Here is a 19,975-nt window from a genome sequence, read left to right as displayed (position 1 = left end):
AGTCCTCAGTACGCCAGCGAGCGGTCGACGGCGTCGAGCACGCGGTCGAGACCCGGCAGGTACTCGTCCTCCAGCCGCGCCGGCGGGTACGGGGCGTGGTAGCCGCCGACCCGCAGCACCGGTGCTTCCAGGTGGTAGAAGCAGCGCTCGGTGATCCGGGCGGCGATCTCGGCCCCGGAGCCGTAGAACACCGGCGCCTCGTGGACCACGACGAGCCGGCCGGTCTTCTCGACCGAGGTCTGGATGGCGTCGAAGTCGATCGGGGACATCGAGCGCAGGTCCAGGACCTCGATCGACTTGCCCTCCTCCTGGGCGGCCGCGGCCGCCTCCAGGCAGACCTTCACCATCGGGCCGTACGCGACGAGCGTGAGGTCGGTACCGGTGCGGGCCACCGAGGCCTTGTGCAGCGGGCCCGGGATGGTGTCGGTCTCGACCTCGCCCTTGTCCCAGTAACGGCGCTTGGGCTCGAAGAAGATGATCGGGTCGTCGCTCTGGACGGCCTGCTGCATCATCCAGTAGGCGTCGCTCGCGTTCGACGGCGAGACCACCTTCAACCCCGCGACGTGCGCGAACAGGGCCTCGGGCGACTCGCTGTGGTGCTCGACCGCGCCGATGCCGCCGCCGTACGGGATACGAATGACGACCGGCAGCTTGATCTTGCCGAGCGCGCGGGCGTGCATCTTGGCGAGCTGGGTGACGATCTGGTCGTACGCGGGGAAGACGAAGCCGTCGAACTGGATCTCCACGACGGGCCGGTAACCGCGCAGGGCCAGGCCGATCGCGGTGCCGACGATGCCGGACTCGGCGAGCGGGGTGTCGATCACCCGGTCCTCGCCGAAGTCCTTCTGGAGTCCGTCGGTGATCCGGAAGACCCCGCCCAGCTTGCCGACGTCCTCACCCATGATGAGGACCTTGGGGTCGTTGTCGAGGGCCTTGCGGAGCGACTCGTTGAGAGCCTTCGCAATGGACATCTTTTCCATGGCCATGGCTACTTGCCCTCCTCGGCGGTGTCTGCGAACGATGCCTGGTAGGCGGCGAACTGGGCGCGCTCCTCGTCGACGAGGGGGTTCCCGTCGGCGTAGACGTTGTCGAAGATCGCGATCGGGTCGGGGTCGGGCATCGCCCGTACCGCCTCGCGGACCCGCTTGCCGAGGGCCTCGCTCTCCTCGTCCAGCGCGGTGAAGAACGCCTCGTCGGCGGCGCCCTCCTTCTCCAGGTACGTGCGCAGCCGCAGGATCGGGTCCTTGGCCTCCCAGGCGGCCCGCTCCTCGTCGGCCCGGTACTTCGTCGGGTCGTCGGAGGTGGTGTGCGCGCCCATCCGGTAGGTGAACGCCTCGACGAGGGTGGGCCCTTCACCCCGGCGGGCCCGCTCCAGCGCCGACCTGGTCACGGCCAGGCAGGCGAGTACGTCGTTGCCGTCGACCCGGACGCCGGGGAAGCCGAAGCCCTGCGCGCGCTGGTAGAGCGGGACACGGGTCTGCTTCTCGGTCGGCTCCGAGATCGCCCACTGGTTGTTCTGGCAGAAGAAGACGACCGGGGCGTTGTAGACCGCGGAGAAGGTGAAGGACTCGGCGACGTCCCCCTGGCTGGAGGCGCCGTCACCGAAGTACGCGATCACGGCCGAGTCCGCGCCGTCCTTGGCCACGCCCATGGCGTAACCGGTGGCGTGCAGGGTCTGCGAGCCGATGACGATCGTGTACAGGTGGAAGTTGTTGGTGTTCGGGTCCCAGCCGCCGTGGTTCACGCCGCGGAACATTCCGAGCAGATTGGTCGGGTCGACCCCACGGCACCAGGCGACGCCGTGCTCCCGGTAGGTCGGGAAGACGTAGTCGTCGTCGCGCAGGGCCCGGCCGGAGCCGATCTGGGCGGCCTCCTGGCCGAGCAGCGAGGCCCACAGGCCCAGCTCGCCCTGGCGCTGGAGGGCGGTGGCCTCGGCGTCGAAGCGGCGGGTCAGGACCATGTCCCGGTACAGGCCGCGCAGCTCTTCTGCGGTCAGGTCGATCGAATAGTCCGGGTGCTCAAGCCGCTCGCCCTCGGGCGTCAGCAGCTGTACGAGCTCGGGCTCGGAACTCTGTGGCGTCTTCGCGGACGTCTTCGCGGTCGTTTTCACGGCGCTGGTCCGCTTGCTGCTGCGTCGCGGTTTGCGCGCGGCAGTGCTCTCCACGGTCACGTGCGTGCTCCTCCGTCGGTCCGGCCCCCGGGGTCTGCCGGGAAGCCAGTGCGGCTCGCCTGTGTCCGTACCCGTGCACGGGGTGGGTGCCGCTCGGTCCGGGAACAGGCGTGACAGGTGCCCCGGCGAGCGCCCTGCCGAAAGCACGTTACCCAGTACGCCGCATAACTGCGAAACCCTATCTGACCTGCGATTTTGCTTGGATTTCCAAGTAAATCGAAAAAGTCGGGAACTCTCGCTGGTCACAGCACTGGTAACAGCCTCGCAGGCCGCCGGAACAACGGCACGTTATCCCGCCGTTCGGCGGCAGGGAAGGGGTGAGTGTGTGAGACTGCGTTTTGTGCGCGAACAAGGAAAAATCACCGTTTTTCTGCTGGACGACCATGAAGTCGTGCGACGCGGAGTCCACGAATTGCTCTCGTCCGAGGACGACATCGAGGTCGTGGGCGAGGCCGGCACCGCGGCGGACGCGCTGGTCCGCATCCCCGCGACCCGGCCCGATGTGGCGGTGCTCGACGTACGGCTGCCGGACGGCAGCGGGGTGGAGGTCTGCCGGGAGGTCCGCTCCCAGGACGCGGACATCAAGTGCCTGATGCTCACCTCGTACGCCGACGACGAGGCACTGTTCGACGCGATCATGGCGGGTGCGTCGGGATATGTACTGAAGGCGATCCGGGGCAGCGAACTGCTGAACGCGGTGCGTGAAGTGGCCGCCGGGAAGTCGCTGCTGGACCCGGTGGCGACCGCGCGGGTGCTGGAGCGGCTGCGCGACGGCAAGAAGGGCCGGGGCGAGGACAAGCTCGCCGGCCTCACCGAACAGGAACGCAAGATCCTCGACCTGATCGGCGAGGGGCTGACGAACCGGGTGATCGGCGAGCGGCTGCACCTCGCCGAGAAGACGATCAAGAACTATGTCTCCAGCCTGCTCTCCAAGCTGGGCATGGAACGGCGCTCGCAGGCCGCCGCGTACGTGGCCAGGATCCAGGCGGAGAAGCGCTGAGGAGCACCAGGGGGTGCCGGGAAGCGGGTGATCTTCGGGACTTTGGTCCCTGATCAACCGGGGCCGCAGCCTCTTTCTGCGGCTTCCGCGGTGGCGGAGAGTGGAGGTCATGTCCTTCGAGGAACTCCAGGCGATCGAACTGCTCGGCCGCGTCCGGTACGGCCGGCTGGCGACGAGCATGCGGGCCCTTCCCTTTCTGTCGGTGGCCCGCCACGTCGTGATCGAGGGTCGCGTGGTCCTGCGGATGCACAGCGGCTTCGGGTACCACAACGCGTGCGACGGCACGGTCGTGGCGTACGGCGCGGACAACTTCGGCGCCGCTTGCCCGGGAGGCGGTGGCGTTCCGGGAAGCGGAGGTGGGGGCGACCTGTGGGCCGTGCAGTTCACCGGCACCGCCGAGATCGTGCACCCGACGCCCGGCCAGCGCGAGCTGTTCGGCGACGGTCCCGCCCTGGTGAACGGCGAGCCCTTCGCCCCTGCGTACCTCAGGCTCGAACCGCACTTCGCCTCTGTGCACACTCTGGACTTCGACGCAAGTCAGCCGATCGGCAACACAGCGTGATCTAACATTTGGTGAGTGCTGCGCTCATTTGTCACCCTTCCGTCCGCTCCGTCGGACGGCGAGGTCCGGTTCCCGTCCGCACCTCCTGCGCCCATGTCCCCGGTGGACCGGGCTCTCTTCCCGTCCGTGCCACGGCGGCCACCGGTGCCTCCGGTGAACGAGGTGCTGCGCCGCTACCCGGACGCCGGTGAACCCCTGAGCTGCAAGCCCATCACCAAGGGCCTGCTCAACCACGGCTACCGCGTCTCCACCACCCGCGGCTCCTACTTCCTCAAGCACCACCTCGACGACTCCACCGGCGACCGCGCCACGATCGTCCGCCAGCACCGCGCCACCCAGCGGCTCCAGTCGCTGGGCGTGCCCGTCGCCCCGCCCGTGCAGGACACCGAGGGTGAAACGGTCACGGAGATCGGCGGACGGTGCTACGCCCTGCACCCCTGGGTGGACGGGCTGCACCGGGCGGGCGACCAGCTCACCACCGCGCAGTCGGAACGGCTCGGGGCGCTGCTCGGGGCGGTGCACACCGGGCTCGAACAGGTCATGGGCTCGGGCACCGTGCCCGAACAGGCCATGGGCTCGGGCACCGGGCTCGCGCACCGGTCCTGCGGGTACCGGAGCGCCGATCCCGGCGACACCTTCGCGCTCATCGACGACCTGCTGACGGCCGCGCGCGGACGCCACCGGCGGGACTGCTTCGACGAGCTGGCCGAGCACCGCCTGCTGGAGCGGCGCACCCTGCTGGAACGTCACGCCGACCGCAGGCCCCCGACGCCCGGCGCCCCGGCCACCGGCTGGGTGCACGGCGATTTCCACCCGCTGAACGTCCTGTACCGGGGCGCGGACCCGGTCGCGATCCTCGACTGGGACCGGCTGGGGGTCCAGCCGAGGGCGGAGGAGGCGGTACGGGCCGCGGCGATCTTCTTCGTACGGCCTGCCGGGGAGCTGGAGCTGAAGAAGGTACAGGCGTACGCGCGGGCCTACCGGCGGGCGGCCGGGGCGGGGGCGGCGGAACTGGCCGCCGCGGTGCACCGGGTGTGGTGGGAGCGGCTCAACGACTTCTGGATACTGCGCTGGCGGTACTGCCTGGACGACCGGAGGGCCGACCCGCAGTTCCCTGCGGTGTCGGCCCTGGCGGTCTGGTGGACGCGCGAGTACGAGACGGTGCGCGAGGCGTTCACGGGCTGATTCCCCCCGTGAACGGCCGGGTCAGCGGGTGTTCACGGGGTGGTGGTCACTGGGTAGTGCCCGTACCTGTCGACGCGGACGTACCGGTGGCGGCGCCGCTGTCGGCCGCACCGGTGCCACCGTCGGCCGCACCGCTACTACCGTCCGTCGCTCCCGTACCACCGTCGGCCGCACCGCTACCACCGTCTGCCGCTCCCGTACCACCGTCGGCCGCACCGCTACCGCCGTCCGCCGCTCCCGTACCACCGTCGGCCGTGCCTCCGGTCGTCGGGGTGGTCGGTTGGGTCGTCGGCGGTTCGGAGGGCTGGGTCGGGGTGGTCGACGGGGAGTAGGTCCGCGGCGGAGGCGTGTCGTGCTGGTTGCCGGTGGAATTCTCCGGCACCTGGGTCTGGTCGCTCTCCTCGTCGGTCGGCCCGGACGAACTCTTCTCCGGGGACGGCGAACTGGAGACCTTGTCGGGCTGCTTCTTGTGCTTCGAGCCGGTGTCCTGCGCGGCGTTGACCGCGATGGCGACACCCGCCCCGATCGCGATCAGCGCGAGCACGACGAACAGCCACAGCTTGCCGCGGCCGCCGCCACCGCCGTTGTGCCCGCCGTCGTAACCGCCGTCGTCGGGGTTCATCGGCGGCAGGATCGGCCCCTGCGAGGTGTCCCCGTGCGGCGGGTGGCCCATCGCCATCGTGCCCCCGGCCATGCCCATGGCCGGGGTGTGCCCGCCCTCGTGCATCGCGACCGGGCCGGTGTTCCACGTACCCGTGTGGCCGCCCTGCACCTGAAGCATCTGGAGGCTGTACTGGACCAGGCCGCGCATCTCCTCGGCGCTCTGGAACCGGTCGTCCGGGTCCTTCGCCAGGGAACGCATGACCAGTCCGTCCAGCTCCGGCGGCACCGAGCCCAGGACCTCGGACGGCGGGACCGGGATGTCCTGGACGTGCTGGTACACGACGGACAGCGGCGTCTCGCCCGTGAACGGGGGCCGCATGGCCAGGAGTTCGTACAGCAGGCAGCCGGTGGCGTAGAGGTCGGAGCGGTGGTCGACGGCCTTGCCGAGCGCCTGCTCCGGGGAGAGGTACTGCGGCGTGCCCATGACCATGCCGGTCTGCGTCATCGTCGACTGCGCGCCGTGCAGCGCACGGGCGATGCCGAAGTCCATCACCTTGACCGCGCCGGAGTTGGTGATGATCACGTTGGCCGGCTTGATGTCACGGTGCACGATGCCGTGCTGGTGCGAGTACGCGAGCGCTTCCAGTACGCCCGAGACGATGATCAGGGCCTGCTCGGGCGGCGGCGCCTCGGCGCTGATCAGCAGGTCGCGGATGGTCCGCCCCTCGACCAGCTCCATCACGATGTAGGGGACGGTCGCCCCGCCCACGACGTCCTCGCCGGAGTCGTACACGGCGACGATCGCGTGGTGGTTGAGCCCGGCGACCGACTGCGCTTCGCGCGTGAACCGGGCCTTGGAGACCGGGTCCTCGGCGAGATCGGAGCGCAGCAGCTTCACCGCGACCGTCCGTCCGAGCCTCACGTCCTCGGCCGCGAAGACCTCCGCCATACCGCCCCGGCCGAGGCGGTGGGTCATCCGGTAACGTCCGTCACCGACGACACCGTCAATGCCCCAGGCGTCGGTGCCATCCGATACTCCGCCGCCGTTTGCTTCGGAATCGGGTGCCATCAGTCCTCGCCGTCGTATCTGTCCGCGCGTCCGCGGGTTCTCACGGTGTCTAGCTGCATTGCCACGTCACGCTACAGCCTCTTCCGGACACACCGTTTCCGAGAGGGACCGGTTATCCAACCGCCCGGCGTGCCGTCCACGCAAATTTCATGCGGTTCCTGTAACGCTTCCGAGACGCTTCTTGTGCGTAGGGTCACGGAACGGGCACCCGGCTTGACGTGTCGTACCCCTCGGGCAGACTTGGCGCGTAATGGATGATCGCGTGAGTCGCGCGCCGAGGGGGAGCAAGTCATGAGCCAGGACGGCGCACACGGCGCTCAGGGTCGCTATGCGGGCGGTTCGGTCGCCGGCGGCCGGTACCAGCTTCGCGACCTGCTCGGCGAAGGCGGGATGGCGTCCGTATACCTGGCGTACGACACCGCCCTGGACCGCCAGGTCGCGATCAAGACACTCCACACGGAGCTGGGCCGCGAGCAGTCCTTCCGCGAGCGGTTCCGGCGCGAGGCGCAGGCCGTCGCCAAACTGCAGCACACCAACATCGTCTCGGTCTTCGACACCGGTGAGGACGAGCTCGGCGGCGCGCTGATGCCGTACATCGTCATGGAGTACGTGGAGGGGCAGCCGCTCGGCTCCGTGCTCCAGGCGGACATCCAGAGCCACGGCGCGATGCCGGCCGACCGGGCGCTGAAGGTGACGGCCGACGTGCTGGCCGCGCTGGACACCAGCCACGAGATGGGCCTGGTCCACCGCGACATCAAGCCCGGCAACGTGATGGTGACCAAGCGCGGCATCGTGAAGGTCATGGACTTCGGAATCGCCCGCGCCATGCAGTCGGGCGTCACGTCGATGACGCAGACCGGCATGGTCGTCGGCACCCCGCAGTACCTCTCCCCCGAGCAGGCCCTCGGCCGCGGCGTGGACGCCCGCTCCGACCTGTACTCGGTCGGCATCATGCTGTTCCAGCTGCTGACCGGGCGGATCCCGTTCGACGCGGACTCCCCGCTGGCCATCGCGTACGCGCACGTGCAGGAGGAGCCGGTCGCGCCCTCCACGATCAACCGCGCGGTCACCCCGGCGATGGACGCGCTGGTCGCCCGCGCGCTGAAGAAGAACCCGAACGAGCGCTTCCCGAGCGCGGCGGCGATGCAGGACGAGATCGCCCGGGTGCTGGCCGCGAGCGGCCCCACGGGCGCGCCGGTGATCGTCGCGGGCGGCGGCGCCCCGGCGAACAGCGGCTCGGGCGTCGGCTCGGCGGTCTTCCCGCCGGTCGACCAGTCCGGCGCGACGCCCCAGAGCGTCCAGACCCCGTACCAGCCGGGCCCGTACCAGTCGGGTCCGTACCAGTCGGGCCCGTACGGTCCGGCGACCCCGGCCCCCACGCCGGCACCGTCGTACGGCTACCCGCAGTCGGCCCAGCCGTACCAGAGCCAGGCCCCGGTGCCGCAGCAGACCCCGCCGCCGTACTCGACCTCACCGCAGACACAGACGCAGTCGCACTCCGGCTCGGGCGGGAGCGGCTCCAAGCGGAACATGCCGGTGATCGTGGGCTCGATCGTGGTCGCCCTGATCGCGATAGGCGGGCTGATCACGGTCCTCGCCCTGAAGGACGACGACAAGGGCGGCACGACCGCGAACGAGTCGCCGGCCGCGAGCGAGCACAAGGATCCGGAGCGGAACCGGACGATGGACACCGAGAAGTGCACGGACGCGATGGAGGACAGCGACGACCCGAACAAGGTCGACGCCCCCAACTTCCTGTACAAGGACATCCTCTCCGCGAGGACGTGCGCGGACGAGGCCGGCTGGACCATCAAGGTGATCAAGGTGCCGGGGAACACCTACGCGGAGGACCAGGTCATCGACCAGTTCCCCACGACGGGCACCGCCGTGCCGAAGACCGGCGCCCACTTCGAGCTGCGCGTCGCGACGGGCGACCCGGCCTGATCCTGACCGCTCCGGGCCCGAGGGGGCTCGTGCAGCCGCTTGCCAGGGTGCCGCGCGCCGCGCGCCGGGTACCGCGCGCTGGGCACCTCATAACCGAGATGCCGGACATACCGTCACATGTGACGCTGAGCCCATGGCTTCAGGACTTCTCCCCTCACGGCCCACGAGGTGCGTGGCCTGCCTCGTCCTGACGGCGGGTGCGGCGCTGGGGGCCGCGGCGGGAGAGGCGCCGACGGGCCAGGGTTCATCCGGCCGGCCGACGGGGCCGCGCAGCTCCCCGGCGCCGCCGCCCGCGCACGCCTCGGCCGGAACCCCCGCCCGGCCTTCCGGCGTCCCCGGTACCGGTCCGTCGGCCGAGGAACCGGCCGGCCCCGCGCCCGCACCGACGGCCGTTCACCCGGACGGCGGGCCGGCCGCCCCCGCACCTCCGGGCCCTCCGCCGTCGCCCGCCCCGGCTTCCGGCTCCCCCGCCGGCTCCGCGACGGCCACTCCGTCCGCCTCGCCCTCGTCGACCGACGACTCCGCCTCCGGTTCCGATTCCGATTCCGATCCCGCCTCCGGCTCCAGCTCCGATCCCGGCTCGGGCCCCAACTCCGATCCCGGCTCGGGCCCCAACTCCGATCCTGGCTCGGGTTCCAGCTCCGGCTCCGCCTCCGCCTCCTCCGACGGGGAGCCGCCGGCCGACGATGCGCAGTCGCCGCTGGCCGGACGTGAGGCCGGGGAAGGGCGGCTGCGGCCCGGGCGGCAGCTCTCGCCGTGGGAGTTCGCGCACCCGGACGGTCCGCTCCAGAACCCCTACGCGCCTCCGGCGGCCACCGCTCCGGGGCCGACACCGACGCCCGGGGTGAGTACGTCCGCCGGGGCCGACCAGCTCTCGCGGCAGGCCCTGGACTCGCCGGCCGTGCGGCAGGTGAAGCAGCTGTCGCTGGGCGCGGGAATCGCGCTGGTCGGGTTGGGGCTGGGCTTCCTGGCGTACCGCATGCGCCGTACGGACTAGGGACCGACCGACCCTGATCCGCTGTACAGGCCCTGGAGCCTGCCCAGCCCCCGAGCAGCCCCGAGCAGCCCCGGGCAGCCCCGGGAGGGATTTGCATCGCGCAACATACTCGGTATACATACTGGGTATGTCGATCCGCCACGGGCTGCTGGCCCTACTGGAACGGGGGCCCCGATACGGCTCCCAGCTCCGTACCGAATTCGAGTCGCGCACCGGCTCCACCTGGCCGCTCAATGTCGGCCAGGTGTACACGACGCTCAGCCGACTGGAGCGCGACGGCCTGGTCGTCCAGGACGACGAGGACGACCAGGGCCATGCCCTCTACGCGATCACCGACGACGGACGCACCGAGCTGCGGAACTGGTTCGAGACGCCCGTCGACCGCAACAACCCGCCCCGCGACGAGCTGGCCATCAAGCTCGCCATGGCGGTCGGCGCGCCCGGGGTCGACATCCGCGCCGTCATCCAGTCCCAGCGCCACCACACCCTGAAGGCGATGCAGGACTACACCCGCCTCAAGGCGCAGTCGCTCAGCGACGTCCCGGCCAACCGCGACGAGGTCGCCTGGCTGCTCGTACTGGAACAGCTGATCTTCCAGGCGGAGGCCGAGGCGCGCTGGCTGGACCACTGCGAGACCCGGCTCGTCCGCCTCGCCGAGGCCGCCGCCACGGAGCCGGACCCGGAGATCCGTACGACCGGCCGCACCGCGCCCTGTGCCGCCCTCCCGCGCAGCCGACGCTGACGCACACCACGAACCGCGCACCACGAAACGCACACCGCACGCCGCACACCACGAACCGCGAGCTGCAGACCACGGCCCGCAGACCGGACCGCGAACCGCGGGACCTCGTCACCCACACCCGTTCCGAGGGGGGAACCACTCACCATGTCCTCGCACGTCCCGCCCCGATCCACGCCACCGGCCGGCACACCGGTACCGGCCGACGCACCGATACCTTCCGGCGCTCCGGTGCTCGAACTCCGGGCGCTCACCCGCACCCACGGCTCCGGCGTCGCCGAGGTGCACGCCCTGCGCGGCATCGACCTCTCCGTGTACGCCGGTGAACTCGTCGCCGTGATGGGGCCGTCCGGCTCCGGCAAGTCGACCCTGCTGACCATCGCGGGCGGTCTCGACACCGCGACCAGCGGCCAGGTCGTCATCGAAGGCCAGGACATCGCCGGGCTCGGCCGCAAGGGCATCGCCGCCCTGCGCCGCCGCAGCGTCGGCTACGTCTTCCAGGACTACAACCTGATCCCCGCGCTCACCGCCGCCGAGAACATCGCCCTGCCGCGCGAGCTCGACGGCGTCTCCGTCCGCAAGGCCCGCAAGGAGGCCCGTGCGGCGCTGGAGGAGATGAAGCTGCTGGAGATCGCCGACCGGTTCCCGGACGAGATGTCCGGCGGCCAGCAGCAGCGGGTCGCGATCGCCCGTGCGCTGGTGGGGGACCGGCGCCTGGTGCTCGCCGACGAGCCGACCGGGGCGCTCGACTCCGAGACCGGCGAGCAGGTCCTCGCGCTGCTGCGCAACCGCTGCGACCAGGGCGCGGCCGGCGTGATGGTGACGCACGAGCCGCGGTACGCGGCCTGGGCGGACCGGGTCGTGTTCCTCCGGGACGGTTCGGTCGTCGACCAGACACTCACCGCCGACGCCGACTCGCTCCTCGCCTCCGAGGCCGCCAAGTGAGCGTCTTCACCGGCTGGCGCGCCGCCCTGCGGATAGCCCGGCGCGACGCGGTGCGGTCCAAGGGCCGCAGCGCACTGGTGGTCGCGATGATCGCCGTACCCGTCCTCGGCGTCACCGCCCTCGACGTGACGTACCGCAGCGTGACACCGACCACGGCCGAGCAGCTGACGGCCTCGATGGGCTCCGCCGACGCGCTCTTCAGCGACGAGGGCATCGGCCCCATCCTGCAGCTGCCCGACGCGGAGAGGTACGAGCAGGTCGACGAGAAAGCGCTGGTGGACGAGGACGGCCCGTCGATCGACGTCACCACCACGTTCCCCAAGGGCTCACGGGCGATCAGCATCCAGTCCGTCCCGGCCGGCATCACCACCGGTTATGGCATCGCCACCACCGAGATCTACGAGTTCCGGACCTCGGACCAGCTGGCCCGCGGCAAGATCGACCTCGTACGCGGTGCGTTCCCGCACGGCAAGGACCAGGTGGCGGCCACCGAGCCGTTCCTGAAGTCGACCGGCCTGCACGTCGGTTCGACCACCACCGTGCGCAACTTCGGCAAGAAGTACACGATCACCGGCGTGGTCGAGCAGCCGGACCAGCTGAATGCCGAGGCGCTGTACGCCGATCCGGGAGCGGTCATCGCCCCGTGGCAGGCCAGGGCCGACCATGACAAGAAGGTGCTGCCGCCGAACGTCGGCTCCAAGACGTGGCTGGTCAAGGGCCCCGAAGGGGTGGGGGTGACTTGGCCTGACGTCATGGCGGCCAATAAGTCGGGCGTCCTCGTCAAGTCCCGTCAGGTCGTCCTGGACCCGCCGCCGGACTCCGAGGTTCCGCTGGCCAGGAAGGGTGTCGAGGCGTACCCGGAGAGCTCCGAGGTGAGCGCGGCGCTGGTCACCGTGGTCGCCATGGCGGTCCTGGAGATCGTGCTGCTCGCCGGACCGGCCTTCGCCGTCGGTGCGCGCCGCTCCCGCCGCCAGCTCGGCCTTCTCGGCACCTGCGGCGGGGACCGGCGTCATGTCCGGGCCGTGGTGCTCGGCGGCGGCCTGGTGCTCGGCGGCGTCGGGGCCGCGGCCGGTGTGGGGGTCGGGCTGGCAGCCACCGCGGTGTTCCGCCCCATGATCGAGGAGTGGGCCGGGAACCGCTTCGTCTCGATCTCCCTCAATCCGATGGAGCTGCTGGTCATCGCGGTGATCGGTCTGATCACGGGTCTGCTGGCGGCGTTCGCCCCGGCGATCGTGGCGAGCCGGCAGTCCGTGCTGGAGTCGCTCACCGGACGCCGCGGCGTCCGCCGCTCCTCCCGGGTGCTGCCCGTTCTGGGCGCCTGCGTACTGGCCGTCGGATGCGCCGTCGCCGTCTACGGCGGCACCGACGGGAACTCGACGCTGGTCGCCGGCGGCTCGGTGACCGCCGAGCTCGGGCTGCTCGCCTGCATCCCGGTGATCGTCGGCTTCCTCGGACGGCTCGGCAGCAGGCTGCCGCTCTCGCCCCGGCTGGCGCTGCGCGACGCGGCCCGCAACCGCGGCCGTACCGCTCCCGCGGTCGCGGCCGTGATGGCGGCCGTCGCCGGTTCGGTCGCCATCGCCACGTACATGTCCAGCACCATGGCCGAGGCGAAGTACAACTACGTTCCCTCGCTGAACGAGGGCACCGTCGTCATCTCCGCCTTCGACGACAAGACTGTCGCCCGGCTCCCGCAGGCACGGGCCGCCGTCGAACGGAACATGGCCGTCACCGGCGGGCACGCCGACTTCCGGCACGTGTGGGCGGGCAGCGACTGCAATGTCTACGGCGATGCGGAGAACGCCTGCGGCTCGGTTGAGCTGGTCAAGCCCGCCGGCAAGGCCTCCTCCTGCCCGCTCACCGGCAAGGGTGCCAAGGAGCTCGCCGCGCGGCTCACCGCCGACGAGCACAAGAAGCTGATGCGTTCCCCCGCCTGTCTCGTCGGCATCATGACGTCGGGCGTCTTCAACGCCGGTGAGCACGGCATCGTCGTGGCGGACGAAGCCATGCTCAGCACCTATGTGAAGCTCGACGACCCCGCCGCCGCCAAGGCACTGGCGGCGGGCACACCGGTACTGCTCAACCCGGTGTTCGCGAAGAACGGCGAAGTCACCATCAAGGCCGTCCACGCCTACAGCGACAAGGACAAGCAGGGCCGGAAGCTGCACCCGGGCAAGGCGCGGACCACCACGGACAAACTGAAGGTGTACGTGGCACCCGAGAAGTACGCCGCCACCCCCGGGATCAACATGATCCTGCCGCGCCAGACCGCGGAACGGATCGGCCTGCGCACCCAGGTGAGCGGAAGCGTGTACGCGGTCGCCCACCCGCCCACGGACGCCGAGGAGCAGCGGACCTACGGCGCGATCGAGCAGTCCGGCGGTGGCATCTGGACGCAGTCCGAGTCCGGCCCCGGCGGGATCGACAACTCCATGCTGCTGATCCTGACCCTGTTCGCCGGAATGGTGACACTGGGCGCCGCCGCGATCACGACGGGCCTCGCCAAGGCGGACGCCGAAGCCGATCTCAACACGCTCAGCGCGGTCGGCGCGCCCCCGGGCGTGCGGCGGAAACTGTCCGGCTTCCAGTGCGTGGTGGTGGCGCTCACGGGTGTGGTGCTCGGCACGCTGGCCGGACTGGTGCCGGCGGTGGCCCTGCGGATGGTCGATCTGCGCCAGGCGCTGCAAACGATGCGGATGCAGCCCACGGAGTCGGCGTACACGCCGATCGTGCTGCCCTGGGCCACCCTCGGCCTGCTCGTCGTGGGCGTGCCGCTGCTGGCCGGCCTGCTCGCCTCGGCGCTCACCCGCTCCCGCCTCGCCCTGGCACGGAGGGCCGGGTGATGCCGGAGGCCGCGGTGGTGGCGTGGCCGGTGGTGCGGCCGATGGCGCGGCTGGTGGGCTGACCGGCTGACTCGGTGCCCCCGTGGACGGTGGATCAACCGTTTACGGGGGCACCACAGTGTCGTACGGCAGGTGTGCGAGACAATGGCGCCATGGAGATGCCGAGGAATGAACGGTCGCAGGAGCACCCCCAAGTCCTCGTGGTGGGGCAGGACGGCATGGCGATCGGCGGCGGTGGCACTGACGACGAGTCGCGTGAGGTCCCGGTGACGGAGATGGTCGAGCAGCCCGCGAAAGTCATGCGCATCGGAAGCATGATCAAGCAGCTCCTGGAGGAGGTCAGGGCGGCTCCTCTCGACGAGGCGAGCCGGGTCAGGCTCAAGGAGATCCACGCCAGCTCCGTGAAGGAGCTGGAGGACGGCCTCGCGCCGGAACTGGTGGAGGAGCTGGAGCGGCTCTCCCTGCCGTTCACCGAGGAGTCGGTGCCCTCCGAGGCGGAACTCCGAATTGCCCAGGCACAGTTGGTGGGCTGGCTGGAGGGCCTGTTCCACGGCATCCAGACGGCTCTGTTCGCTCAGCAGATGGCGGCTCGGGCCCAGTTGGAGCAGATGCGCCGCGCACTTCCGCCGGGCAGCGCGCACGAGGACGAGGACGGCAGCGGGGACCCGCACGGGGCGATCCGCTCGGGCCCGTACCTGTAGCCCTCGGCCCCTGCACCTCCGATATCCCTGACCCCTGACCCCTGACCCCTGACCCCTGATCCCTGATCGCTGATCCCCGATCCCCGATCCCTGATCGCTGATCCCTGATCCCCGATCCCCGATCCCTGATCGCTGATCCCTGATCGCTGATCCCTGATATGTCCCCCGGCAGCGGGCGACACCGAGGCCCGGCGCACATGGTCCACGACCTGTGCGCCGGGCCGGTTTCAGGCCGTCGGGGCCTGCAGCAGTACCTTCCCGATGTGCGCGCTGGACTCCAGCACCCGGTGGGCCTCGGCGGCGTCCGGCATCGGCACGATGCGGTCCACGACCGGCCGTACGACCCCGTCCGCGATCAGCGGCCAGACGTGCTCACGCACGGCGGCGACAATGGCAGCCTTCTCCGCGAGCGGGCGGCCGCGCAGCGAGGTCGCGGTGACGGCGGCCCGCTTGTTCAGCAGGGCGCCGAGATTCAGCTCGCCCTTGATACCGCCCTGGAGGCCGATGATGGCCAGCCTGCCGTTGACGGCGAGCGCCTGCACGTTCCGGTCCAGGTACTTCGCACCGACGATGTCGAGGATGACGTCCGCACCGGCCCCGTCGGTCGCCTTGTGCAGCTCCTCCACGAAGTCCTGCTCCCGGTAGTCGATCAGGATGTCGGCCCCGAGCTCCGCGCAGCGCGCCAGCTTCTCCGGTCCCCCGGCGGTGACCGCGACCCGCGCGCCCACGGCCTTGGCGAGCTGGATCGCCATCGTGCCGATGCCGCTGGAGCCGCCGTGCACCAACAGGGTCTCGCCGGGGCGCAGATGGGCCACCATGAAGACGTTGGACCAGACCGTGGCCGTCACCTCGGGCAGCGCCGCGGCCAGAGCCGGTTCGACGCCGTCCGGCACGGGCAGCAGCTGCCCGGCGGGCACCGCGACCTTCTCCGCGTATCCGCCGCCCGAGAGCAGCGCACACACCTCGTCGCCGACCGACCAGCCCGTCACGCCGGGCCCGATCGCCGAGATGCGGCCCGAACACTCCAGGCCGGGATACGGGGACGCACCGGGCGGCGGGTTGTAGAACCCCTGCCGCTGCAACACATCGGCGCGATTGACCGCGCTGGACACGACATCGACGAGGACCTCGCCCTCGCCGGCAACCGGATCGGGCACCTCGGCCCAGACGAGTGCCTCGGGGCCGCCCGGTTCAGGGATCGTGATCGCATACATGGCGGCGAGGCTACTCCGTCGCAGATGAAGGACCACGAAGGACGCCGCACGGGGCCGGTCCGGTCATCCGCAGACGGGAGCGAAGCCTGCCGTACGCAGGGGGCGAAACCAGCCGCACGCAGGGGGCCGCCTGCCGTACGCAGGTGGCGAAACCAGCCGCACGCAAAGGGCCGGACCGGTCAGTCGCGTGGGCGCGGCAGTCCGGTGGGCGTGCCGTCCGACGGCGACTCGTTCGAGGCACGCACGATGGTGATCAGCCGGTCGGTCAACTGCAAAGGGCTGGCCGCCGGATCGTCGTAACCCAGCAGCCGATGCCCCCGCAACACGCTGACCACGAGGTCCTCGGTCTCCCGGACGCTCTTGCCCACCTCGGCCTTTATCACCGGCCGTTCGACGAGATCGAGTCCGCTGCCCTGCTGGATCAGATCCTCCATCACCGTGCCCGCGCTGGGGCTGAGGACGGAGAGGCCCAGCAGCCGGCCCGCCGCACTGGCACTGGTGATCACCGCGTCGGCACCGGACTGCCGGAGCAACGGGGCGTTCTCCTCCTCGCGCACCGCCGCGACGATCTTCGCGCCACGGTTGAGCTGCCGGGCCGTCAGCGCCACCAGCACCGCCGTGTCGTCGCGCTGGGTGGCGATGATGATCTGACGCGCCTTCTGGAGCTCGGCCCGCAACAGCACCTCGCTGCGCGTCGCGTCGCCGACCACCCCGACGAACCCTTCGGCGTTGGCGATCTCGATCACCTTGGTCGCCGGGTCGACGATGACGATCTGTTCCTTCTTCAGGCCGGTGGCACACAGGGTCTGGATGGCCGAACGGCCCTTCGTCCCGAAGCCGACGACAACGGTGTGATCACGCAAGTTGGTTCTCCAACGCTTCAGCCGGAAATCCTCCCGGGTCCGCTCCGTGAGGACCTCAAGAGTGGTGCCGACCAGGATGATCAGGAAGAGCACCCGCAGTGGCGTCACGAGCACCACATTGGTGAGCCGGGCGCCGTCCCCGTACGGGGTGATGTCGCCGTAGCCGGTGGTGGAGAGGGTGACCGTCGCGTAGTACACCGCGTCCAGCAGATCGACCTTGTCGTCAGCTGCGTCGTGATATCCGCCGCGGTCCAGCCAGACGATCAGCACCGTTGTGGCAAGCACCAGCAGCGCCATCATCAGCCGCTTGGCAACCTGCCTCGCCGGTCCGTCGACAACCCTGCGTGGCAACAGCACCCGTGTGGGTACGGCATGCTCGTCAGCGCGCCTGGCCATCGCATCGTGGCCGGGAAGTTTCACGTGAAACACCCTTCCGTCCACGGCATCGCCGAGGCCCACGGTAGATCGAGGATCTCCACCTCGGTGCCGGACCGTACCCCGCCCGGCGGTACGACGGCCAGCCCGTCGGCGGCAGCGATCCCACGAAGCATCGCCGGACCGTTGTAGTGCAGCGGTACGACGTACTCGGCACCGCTCCCGGTTCCCGCGCCGCCGCTGTCGTACCCGCCGCCCGACCGCCCGTCGGCGGCGCTGCCCGCTCGGTGCACGACGGGCACCAGGCGGGTGTCATGCGGGTGCCCCTGCACCTCGTCACGCACGACGACCCGGTACGGCGCCTCCGCCTCCCGTCCCGCCAGCCCGCGAAGGAGGGGCTCGGCGAGGGTGAGAAGCCCGGAGACGGCTGCCAGGGGATTGCCCGGCAACCCAACGAGATACGGACCGTCGTTCTTCTTGAGTTCCTCGCCCTTCTTGAGGCGGGCCAGCAGCATCGGGTGGCCGGGGCGGACGGCGACCCCGTCGACCAGCAGCTCGGCCCCGATATCGGCAAGGACCGGGTGGACGTGGTCGACGGGGCCCGCGGCCGTACCGCCAGTGGTGATGACCAGATCCGCGTCGGACGTGGTGAGGGCGCGCCGCAGGGCGGCCGCGTCGTCGCCGAGCCGCTGCGGGGCCGAGACCTCAGCACCCAGCGCACGCAGCCAAGGGCCGATCATCGGGCCGAGCGCGTCACGGATCAGCCCGTCGTGAGGCAGACCGCCGGTCAGTAGTTCGTCGCCGAGAACGAGCACGTCGACGCGAGGCCGGGGCACCACGACGAGCGCGTCGTACCCGGCAGCGGCGGCCAGGCCGAGGACGGCGGGCGTCACCAGCGCTCCGGAGGGCATGAGCTGATCGCCGGCACGGCATTCCTGGCCACGGGGCCTGATGTCCTGTCCGGGGAGCACCTGATGTTTCGCGTGGAGCAGCCCCGTGGCCTCGTCCACGCGAGCGTGTTCGCTGCGGATCACGGCGTTGGCATCCGCCGGGATGCGGGCGCCGGTGGCGATCCGTACGGCGTCCCCGTCGGGAAGCGTGGCGGGGGCGCTCCGCCCGGCGAGGATGCCCAGATCCCGGTTCGATCCGGCATCGGCCCCGGCGGTCTTGCGGACGTTCCAGGGACCCGGCCCGGAGACGACCCAGCCGTCCATGGCCGAGGTGTCGAAGGGCGGCAGGTCGGTGAGCGCGACGAGCGGCTCGGCGAGTACGTGTCCGAGCGCCCGGCCAAGGGGAAGCCGGCCGGCTCGGACCGCCCCGGCCCGCCCGGACTGCCCGGACCTCCCGGACCGGGCGGCCAGCGCACGCGCCTCCCGCCAGGAGGTCGTGGGCCCGTGCCCGTGCTTCCGGCCGTGCCGGTTACGGTCCTGCCCGGGGGCAGCGTCGGTGCTCGGGTCCAGGGCCGGCGAACGGGGCGCTGCCTCGGCTTCGTCAGCGGAGCGGGGCGGCGCGGAGCAGCGCGACTGCACCGAGGAACCGGGTTCGGGTTCGGGTTCCGTTTCCGTCGGCCGCGGACGACCCGCGGTGCCGGGCCTATCCGCGACGCCGGGCCTATCCGCGGCACTGGAGCGAACCGCGACGCCGGACCTATCCGCGGCATGATGCCGACCCGTTGGGCGGGGCTCACTTGACGACCGGCTGCCGACCAGGGCGAGGGCCTGCTCGACGGCCCGTTCCTCCTCGGCCGCCCGCGCCGCAAGTCCGCTGCTCACCACGGGCCCGCCGCCCGCCGACGGAACGCCCGCGGCCGGAGGCCGGTCGGACCCGCCGCTGCCGGTGGTCATTGCGTCCCGTTCTCGTCCGCCCAGCGCAGGGCGAGCGCGGCAGCCTTCCGGGCGGCCTCGGCCACCGCCGTGGCGCCGTCGCCGTCAGCTTCGCTGCTCGCCATGGCCGCCGCGTACCCGACGAGGAAGGTCGTCAGCGGTGCGGCGGGCCGGGCGACGCCGTGGGCGGCGTCACGGGCGAGATCGAGCAGGACGTCGGTGTCGACGTCCAGTTCGATGCCGAGTTCGTTCTTGACTGCGGTGATCCATTCGTCCAGCACGGTCCCATGCTCTCTGATGCGGGCCCGAGCCGATGCGATGTCCTCCCAGGTGTCGCAGTCGAAGGAGGCGAGGGGATCGGCCTCCACCCGGGCAAGGTCGAGCTCAGGCGTCAGCAGACGCAGGGGAAGCCCGGACAGACTGCCGTGCTCGGTGGCGAGCAGAGCGAGTTCACGGCGCAGTGGCTCGGCGCGGTAGACGGCGACGAGAGGCTGGTCGCGCCCCTCCTCATCAATGCACAGGGCCCCGTCCCGCTGCCCTTCTCCGGCAGCGGCCAGGAGCGCTCCGACCGTCCCCGCTCCGAGGAACGGCAGGTCGGCGGAGAGCACGAGAACCCGCTCCGTCGTGGTCCGCCGAACCCCCGCGTCGAGCGCGGCCAACGGACCTCCCCCCGAGGGCACTTCGCGCGTCCAGACCACCGGCCGCACGGTGGACCGGCGCCCGCCCACCACCACCGTCGTCGACGCGCCTGCGCAGGCCGCGAGCACCCGGTCGAGCAGCGCACGGCCCCCGACCCGGATCCCGGGCTTGTCGGCGCCGCCGAGCCGCTTGGCGGCCCCTCCGGCAAGAACGATGGCGTCATACGCGGTCATGCATCCGAGTATGCGTGCCGCAGGCTTCCGTCGATCCGCCCGGTCGGCGATCGAGCCGATCAGCCGGACCGAG

The 19,975-nt window shown here is 71.0% G+C and carries 16 protein-coding genes; 9 read left to right on the top strand and 7 right to left on the bottom strand.

The genetic code is table 11. From position 1 onward, the window contains the following. Positions 1 to 5: 5 nt before the first annotated feature. Entirely contained in the window at positions 6 to 986 is a 981-nt protein-coding gene (locus tag OG842_RS20255) for an alpha-ketoacid dehydrogenase subunit beta (RefSeq protein WP_266731423.1), read from the bottom strand. A gap of 2 nt (positions 987 to 988) precedes the next feature. Further along, positions 989 to 2,170 carry a pyruvate dehydrogenase (acetyl-transferring) E1 component subunit alpha gene (pdhA, locus tag OG842_RS20250; RefSeq protein WP_266731421.1) on the bottom strand — a complete coding sequence of 394 codons (1,182 nt, stop codon included), beginning with the start codon at positions 2,168 to 2,170 and terminating at the stop codon, positions 989 to 991. A gap of 340 nt (positions 2,171 to 2,510) precedes the next feature. Here pdhA and OG842_RS20245 point away from each other — a divergent pair, with 340 nt between their 5' ends. The 3 genes from OG842_RS20245 to OG842_RS20235 all read left to right on the top strand — a co-directional run bounded on the left by OG842_RS20245 (position 2,511) and on the right by OG842_RS20235 (position 4,917). Then, the gene (locus OG842_RS20245; protein WP_266733705.1) at positions 2,511 to 3,170 is read left to right on the top strand and encodes a response regulator; all 660 of its coding nucleotides are present in this window, start codon (positions 2,511 to 2,513) and stop codon (positions 3,168 to 3,170) included. A gap of 109 nt (positions 3,171 to 3,279) precedes the next feature. Beyond that, positions 3,280 to 3,732 carry a pyridoxamine 5'-phosphate oxidase family protein gene (locus OG842_RS20240; protein WP_266731419.1) on the top strand — a complete coding sequence of 151 codons (453 nt, stop codon included), beginning with the start codon at positions 3,280 to 3,282 and terminating at the stop codon, positions 3,730 to 3,732. A gap of 162 nt (positions 3,733 to 3,894) precedes the next feature. Next, entirely contained in the window at positions 3,895 to 4,917 is a 1,023-nt protein-coding gene (locus tag OG842_RS20235; protein ID WP_266733703.1) for a phosphotransferase, read from the top strand. A 46-nt stretch (positions 4,918 to 4,963) separates the two neighbouring features. On the opposite strand, the gene OG842_RS20230 is transcribed toward OG842_RS20235, so the two are convergent. Further along, positions 4,964 to 6,589 carry a protein kinase domain-containing protein gene (locus tag OG842_RS20230; RefSeq protein WP_266731418.1) on the bottom strand — a complete coding sequence of 542 codons (1,626 nt, stop codon included), beginning with the start codon at positions 6,587 to 6,589 and terminating at the stop codon, positions 4,964 to 4,966. 291 nt (positions 6,590 to 6,880) lie between these two features. Here OG842_RS20230 and OG842_RS20225 point away from each other — a divergent pair, with 291 nt between their 5' ends. The 6 genes from OG842_RS20225 to OG842_RS20200 all read left to right on the top strand — a co-directional run bounded on the left by OG842_RS20225 (position 6,881) and on the right by OG842_RS20200 (position 14,755). Further along, entirely contained in the window at positions 6,881 to 8,533 is a 1,653-nt protein-coding gene (locus tag OG842_RS20225) for a protein kinase domain-containing protein (protein WP_266731416.1), read from the top strand. 133 nt (positions 8,534 to 8,666) lie between these two features. Continuing rightward, the gene (locus tag OG842_RS20220) at positions 8,667 to 9,530 is read left to right on the top strand and encodes a hypothetical protein (RefSeq protein ID WP_266731415.1); all 864 of its coding nucleotides are present in this window, start codon (positions 8,667 to 8,669) and stop codon (positions 9,528 to 9,530) included. Positions 9,531 to 9,657: 127 nt separating this feature from the next. Then, positions 9,658 to 10,272 carry a PadR family transcriptional regulator gene (locus OG842_RS20215; protein ID WP_266731413.1) on the top strand — a complete coding sequence of 205 codons (615 nt, stop codon included), beginning with the start codon at positions 9,658 to 9,660 and terminating at the stop codon, positions 10,270 to 10,272. Positions 10,273 to 10,416: 144 nt separating this feature from the next. Then, entirely contained in the window at positions 10,417 to 11,214 is a 798-nt protein-coding gene (locus tag OG842_RS20210; protein ID WP_266731411.1) for an ABC transporter ATP-binding protein, read from the top strand. Continuing rightward, positions 11,211 to 14,054, top strand: a complete 2,844-nt coding sequence (locus OG842_RS20205; RefSeq protein ID WP_266731410.1) for an FtsX-like permease family protein — start codon at positions 11,211 to 11,213, stop codon at positions 14,052 to 14,054. The genes OG842_RS20210 and OG842_RS20205 overlap by 4 nt, the downstream gene beginning before the upstream one ends. A gap of 152 nt (positions 14,055 to 14,206) precedes the next feature. Beyond that, positions 14,207 to 14,755, top strand: a complete 549-nt coding sequence (locus OG842_RS20200) for a bacterial proteasome activator family protein (protein WP_323180131.1) — start codon at positions 14,207 to 14,209, stop codon at positions 14,753 to 14,755. Positions 14,756 to 14,982: 227 nt separating this feature from the next. Here the strand turns inward: OG842_RS20200 and OG842_RS20195 are convergent, their stop codons facing one another. From OG842_RS20195 to OG842_RS20180, 4 genes are all read right to left on the bottom strand, one after another. Then, positions 14,983 to 15,969: an NAD(P)H-quinone oxidoreductase gene (locus OG842_RS20195; RefSeq protein ID WP_266731409.1), complete on the bottom strand. Its 987-nt coding sequence runs from the start codon at positions 15,967 to 15,969 to the stop codon at positions 14,983 to 14,985. Positions 15,970 to 16,148: 179 nt separating this feature from the next. After that, positions 16,149 to 17,291, bottom strand: a complete 1,143-nt coding sequence (locus OG842_RS20190; protein WP_266731407.1) for a potassium channel family protein — start codon at positions 17,289 to 17,291, stop codon at positions 16,149 to 16,151. Next, positions 17,249 to 19,051, bottom strand: coding sequence for a molybdopterin molybdotransferase MoeA (locus OG842_RS20185; RefSeq protein WP_266731405.1), 1,803 nt, complete (start codon positions 19,049 to 19,051; stop codon positions 17,249 to 17,251). Before OG842_RS20185 ends, OG842_RS20190 begins: the two co-directional genes overlap by 43 nt. Beyond that, positions 19,048 to 19,902 carry a DUF6457 domain-containing protein gene (locus OG842_RS20180; RefSeq protein WP_266731404.1) on the bottom strand — a complete coding sequence of 285 codons (855 nt, stop codon included), beginning with the start codon at positions 19,900 to 19,902 and terminating at the stop codon, positions 19,048 to 19,050. Before OG842_RS20180 ends, OG842_RS20185 begins: the two co-directional genes overlap by 4 nt. Positions 19,903 to 19,975: the final 73 nt, after the last annotated feature.

Origin of the sequence: Streptomyces sp. NBC_00376, assembly GCF_036077095.1 — a bacterium.
GTDB lineage: Bacteria > Actinomycetota > Actinomycetes > Streptomycetales > Streptomycetaceae > Streptomyces.
Note: the sequence above shows the minus strand (reverse complement) of the source record. Positions and strands in the feature narration are given on the sequence as shown.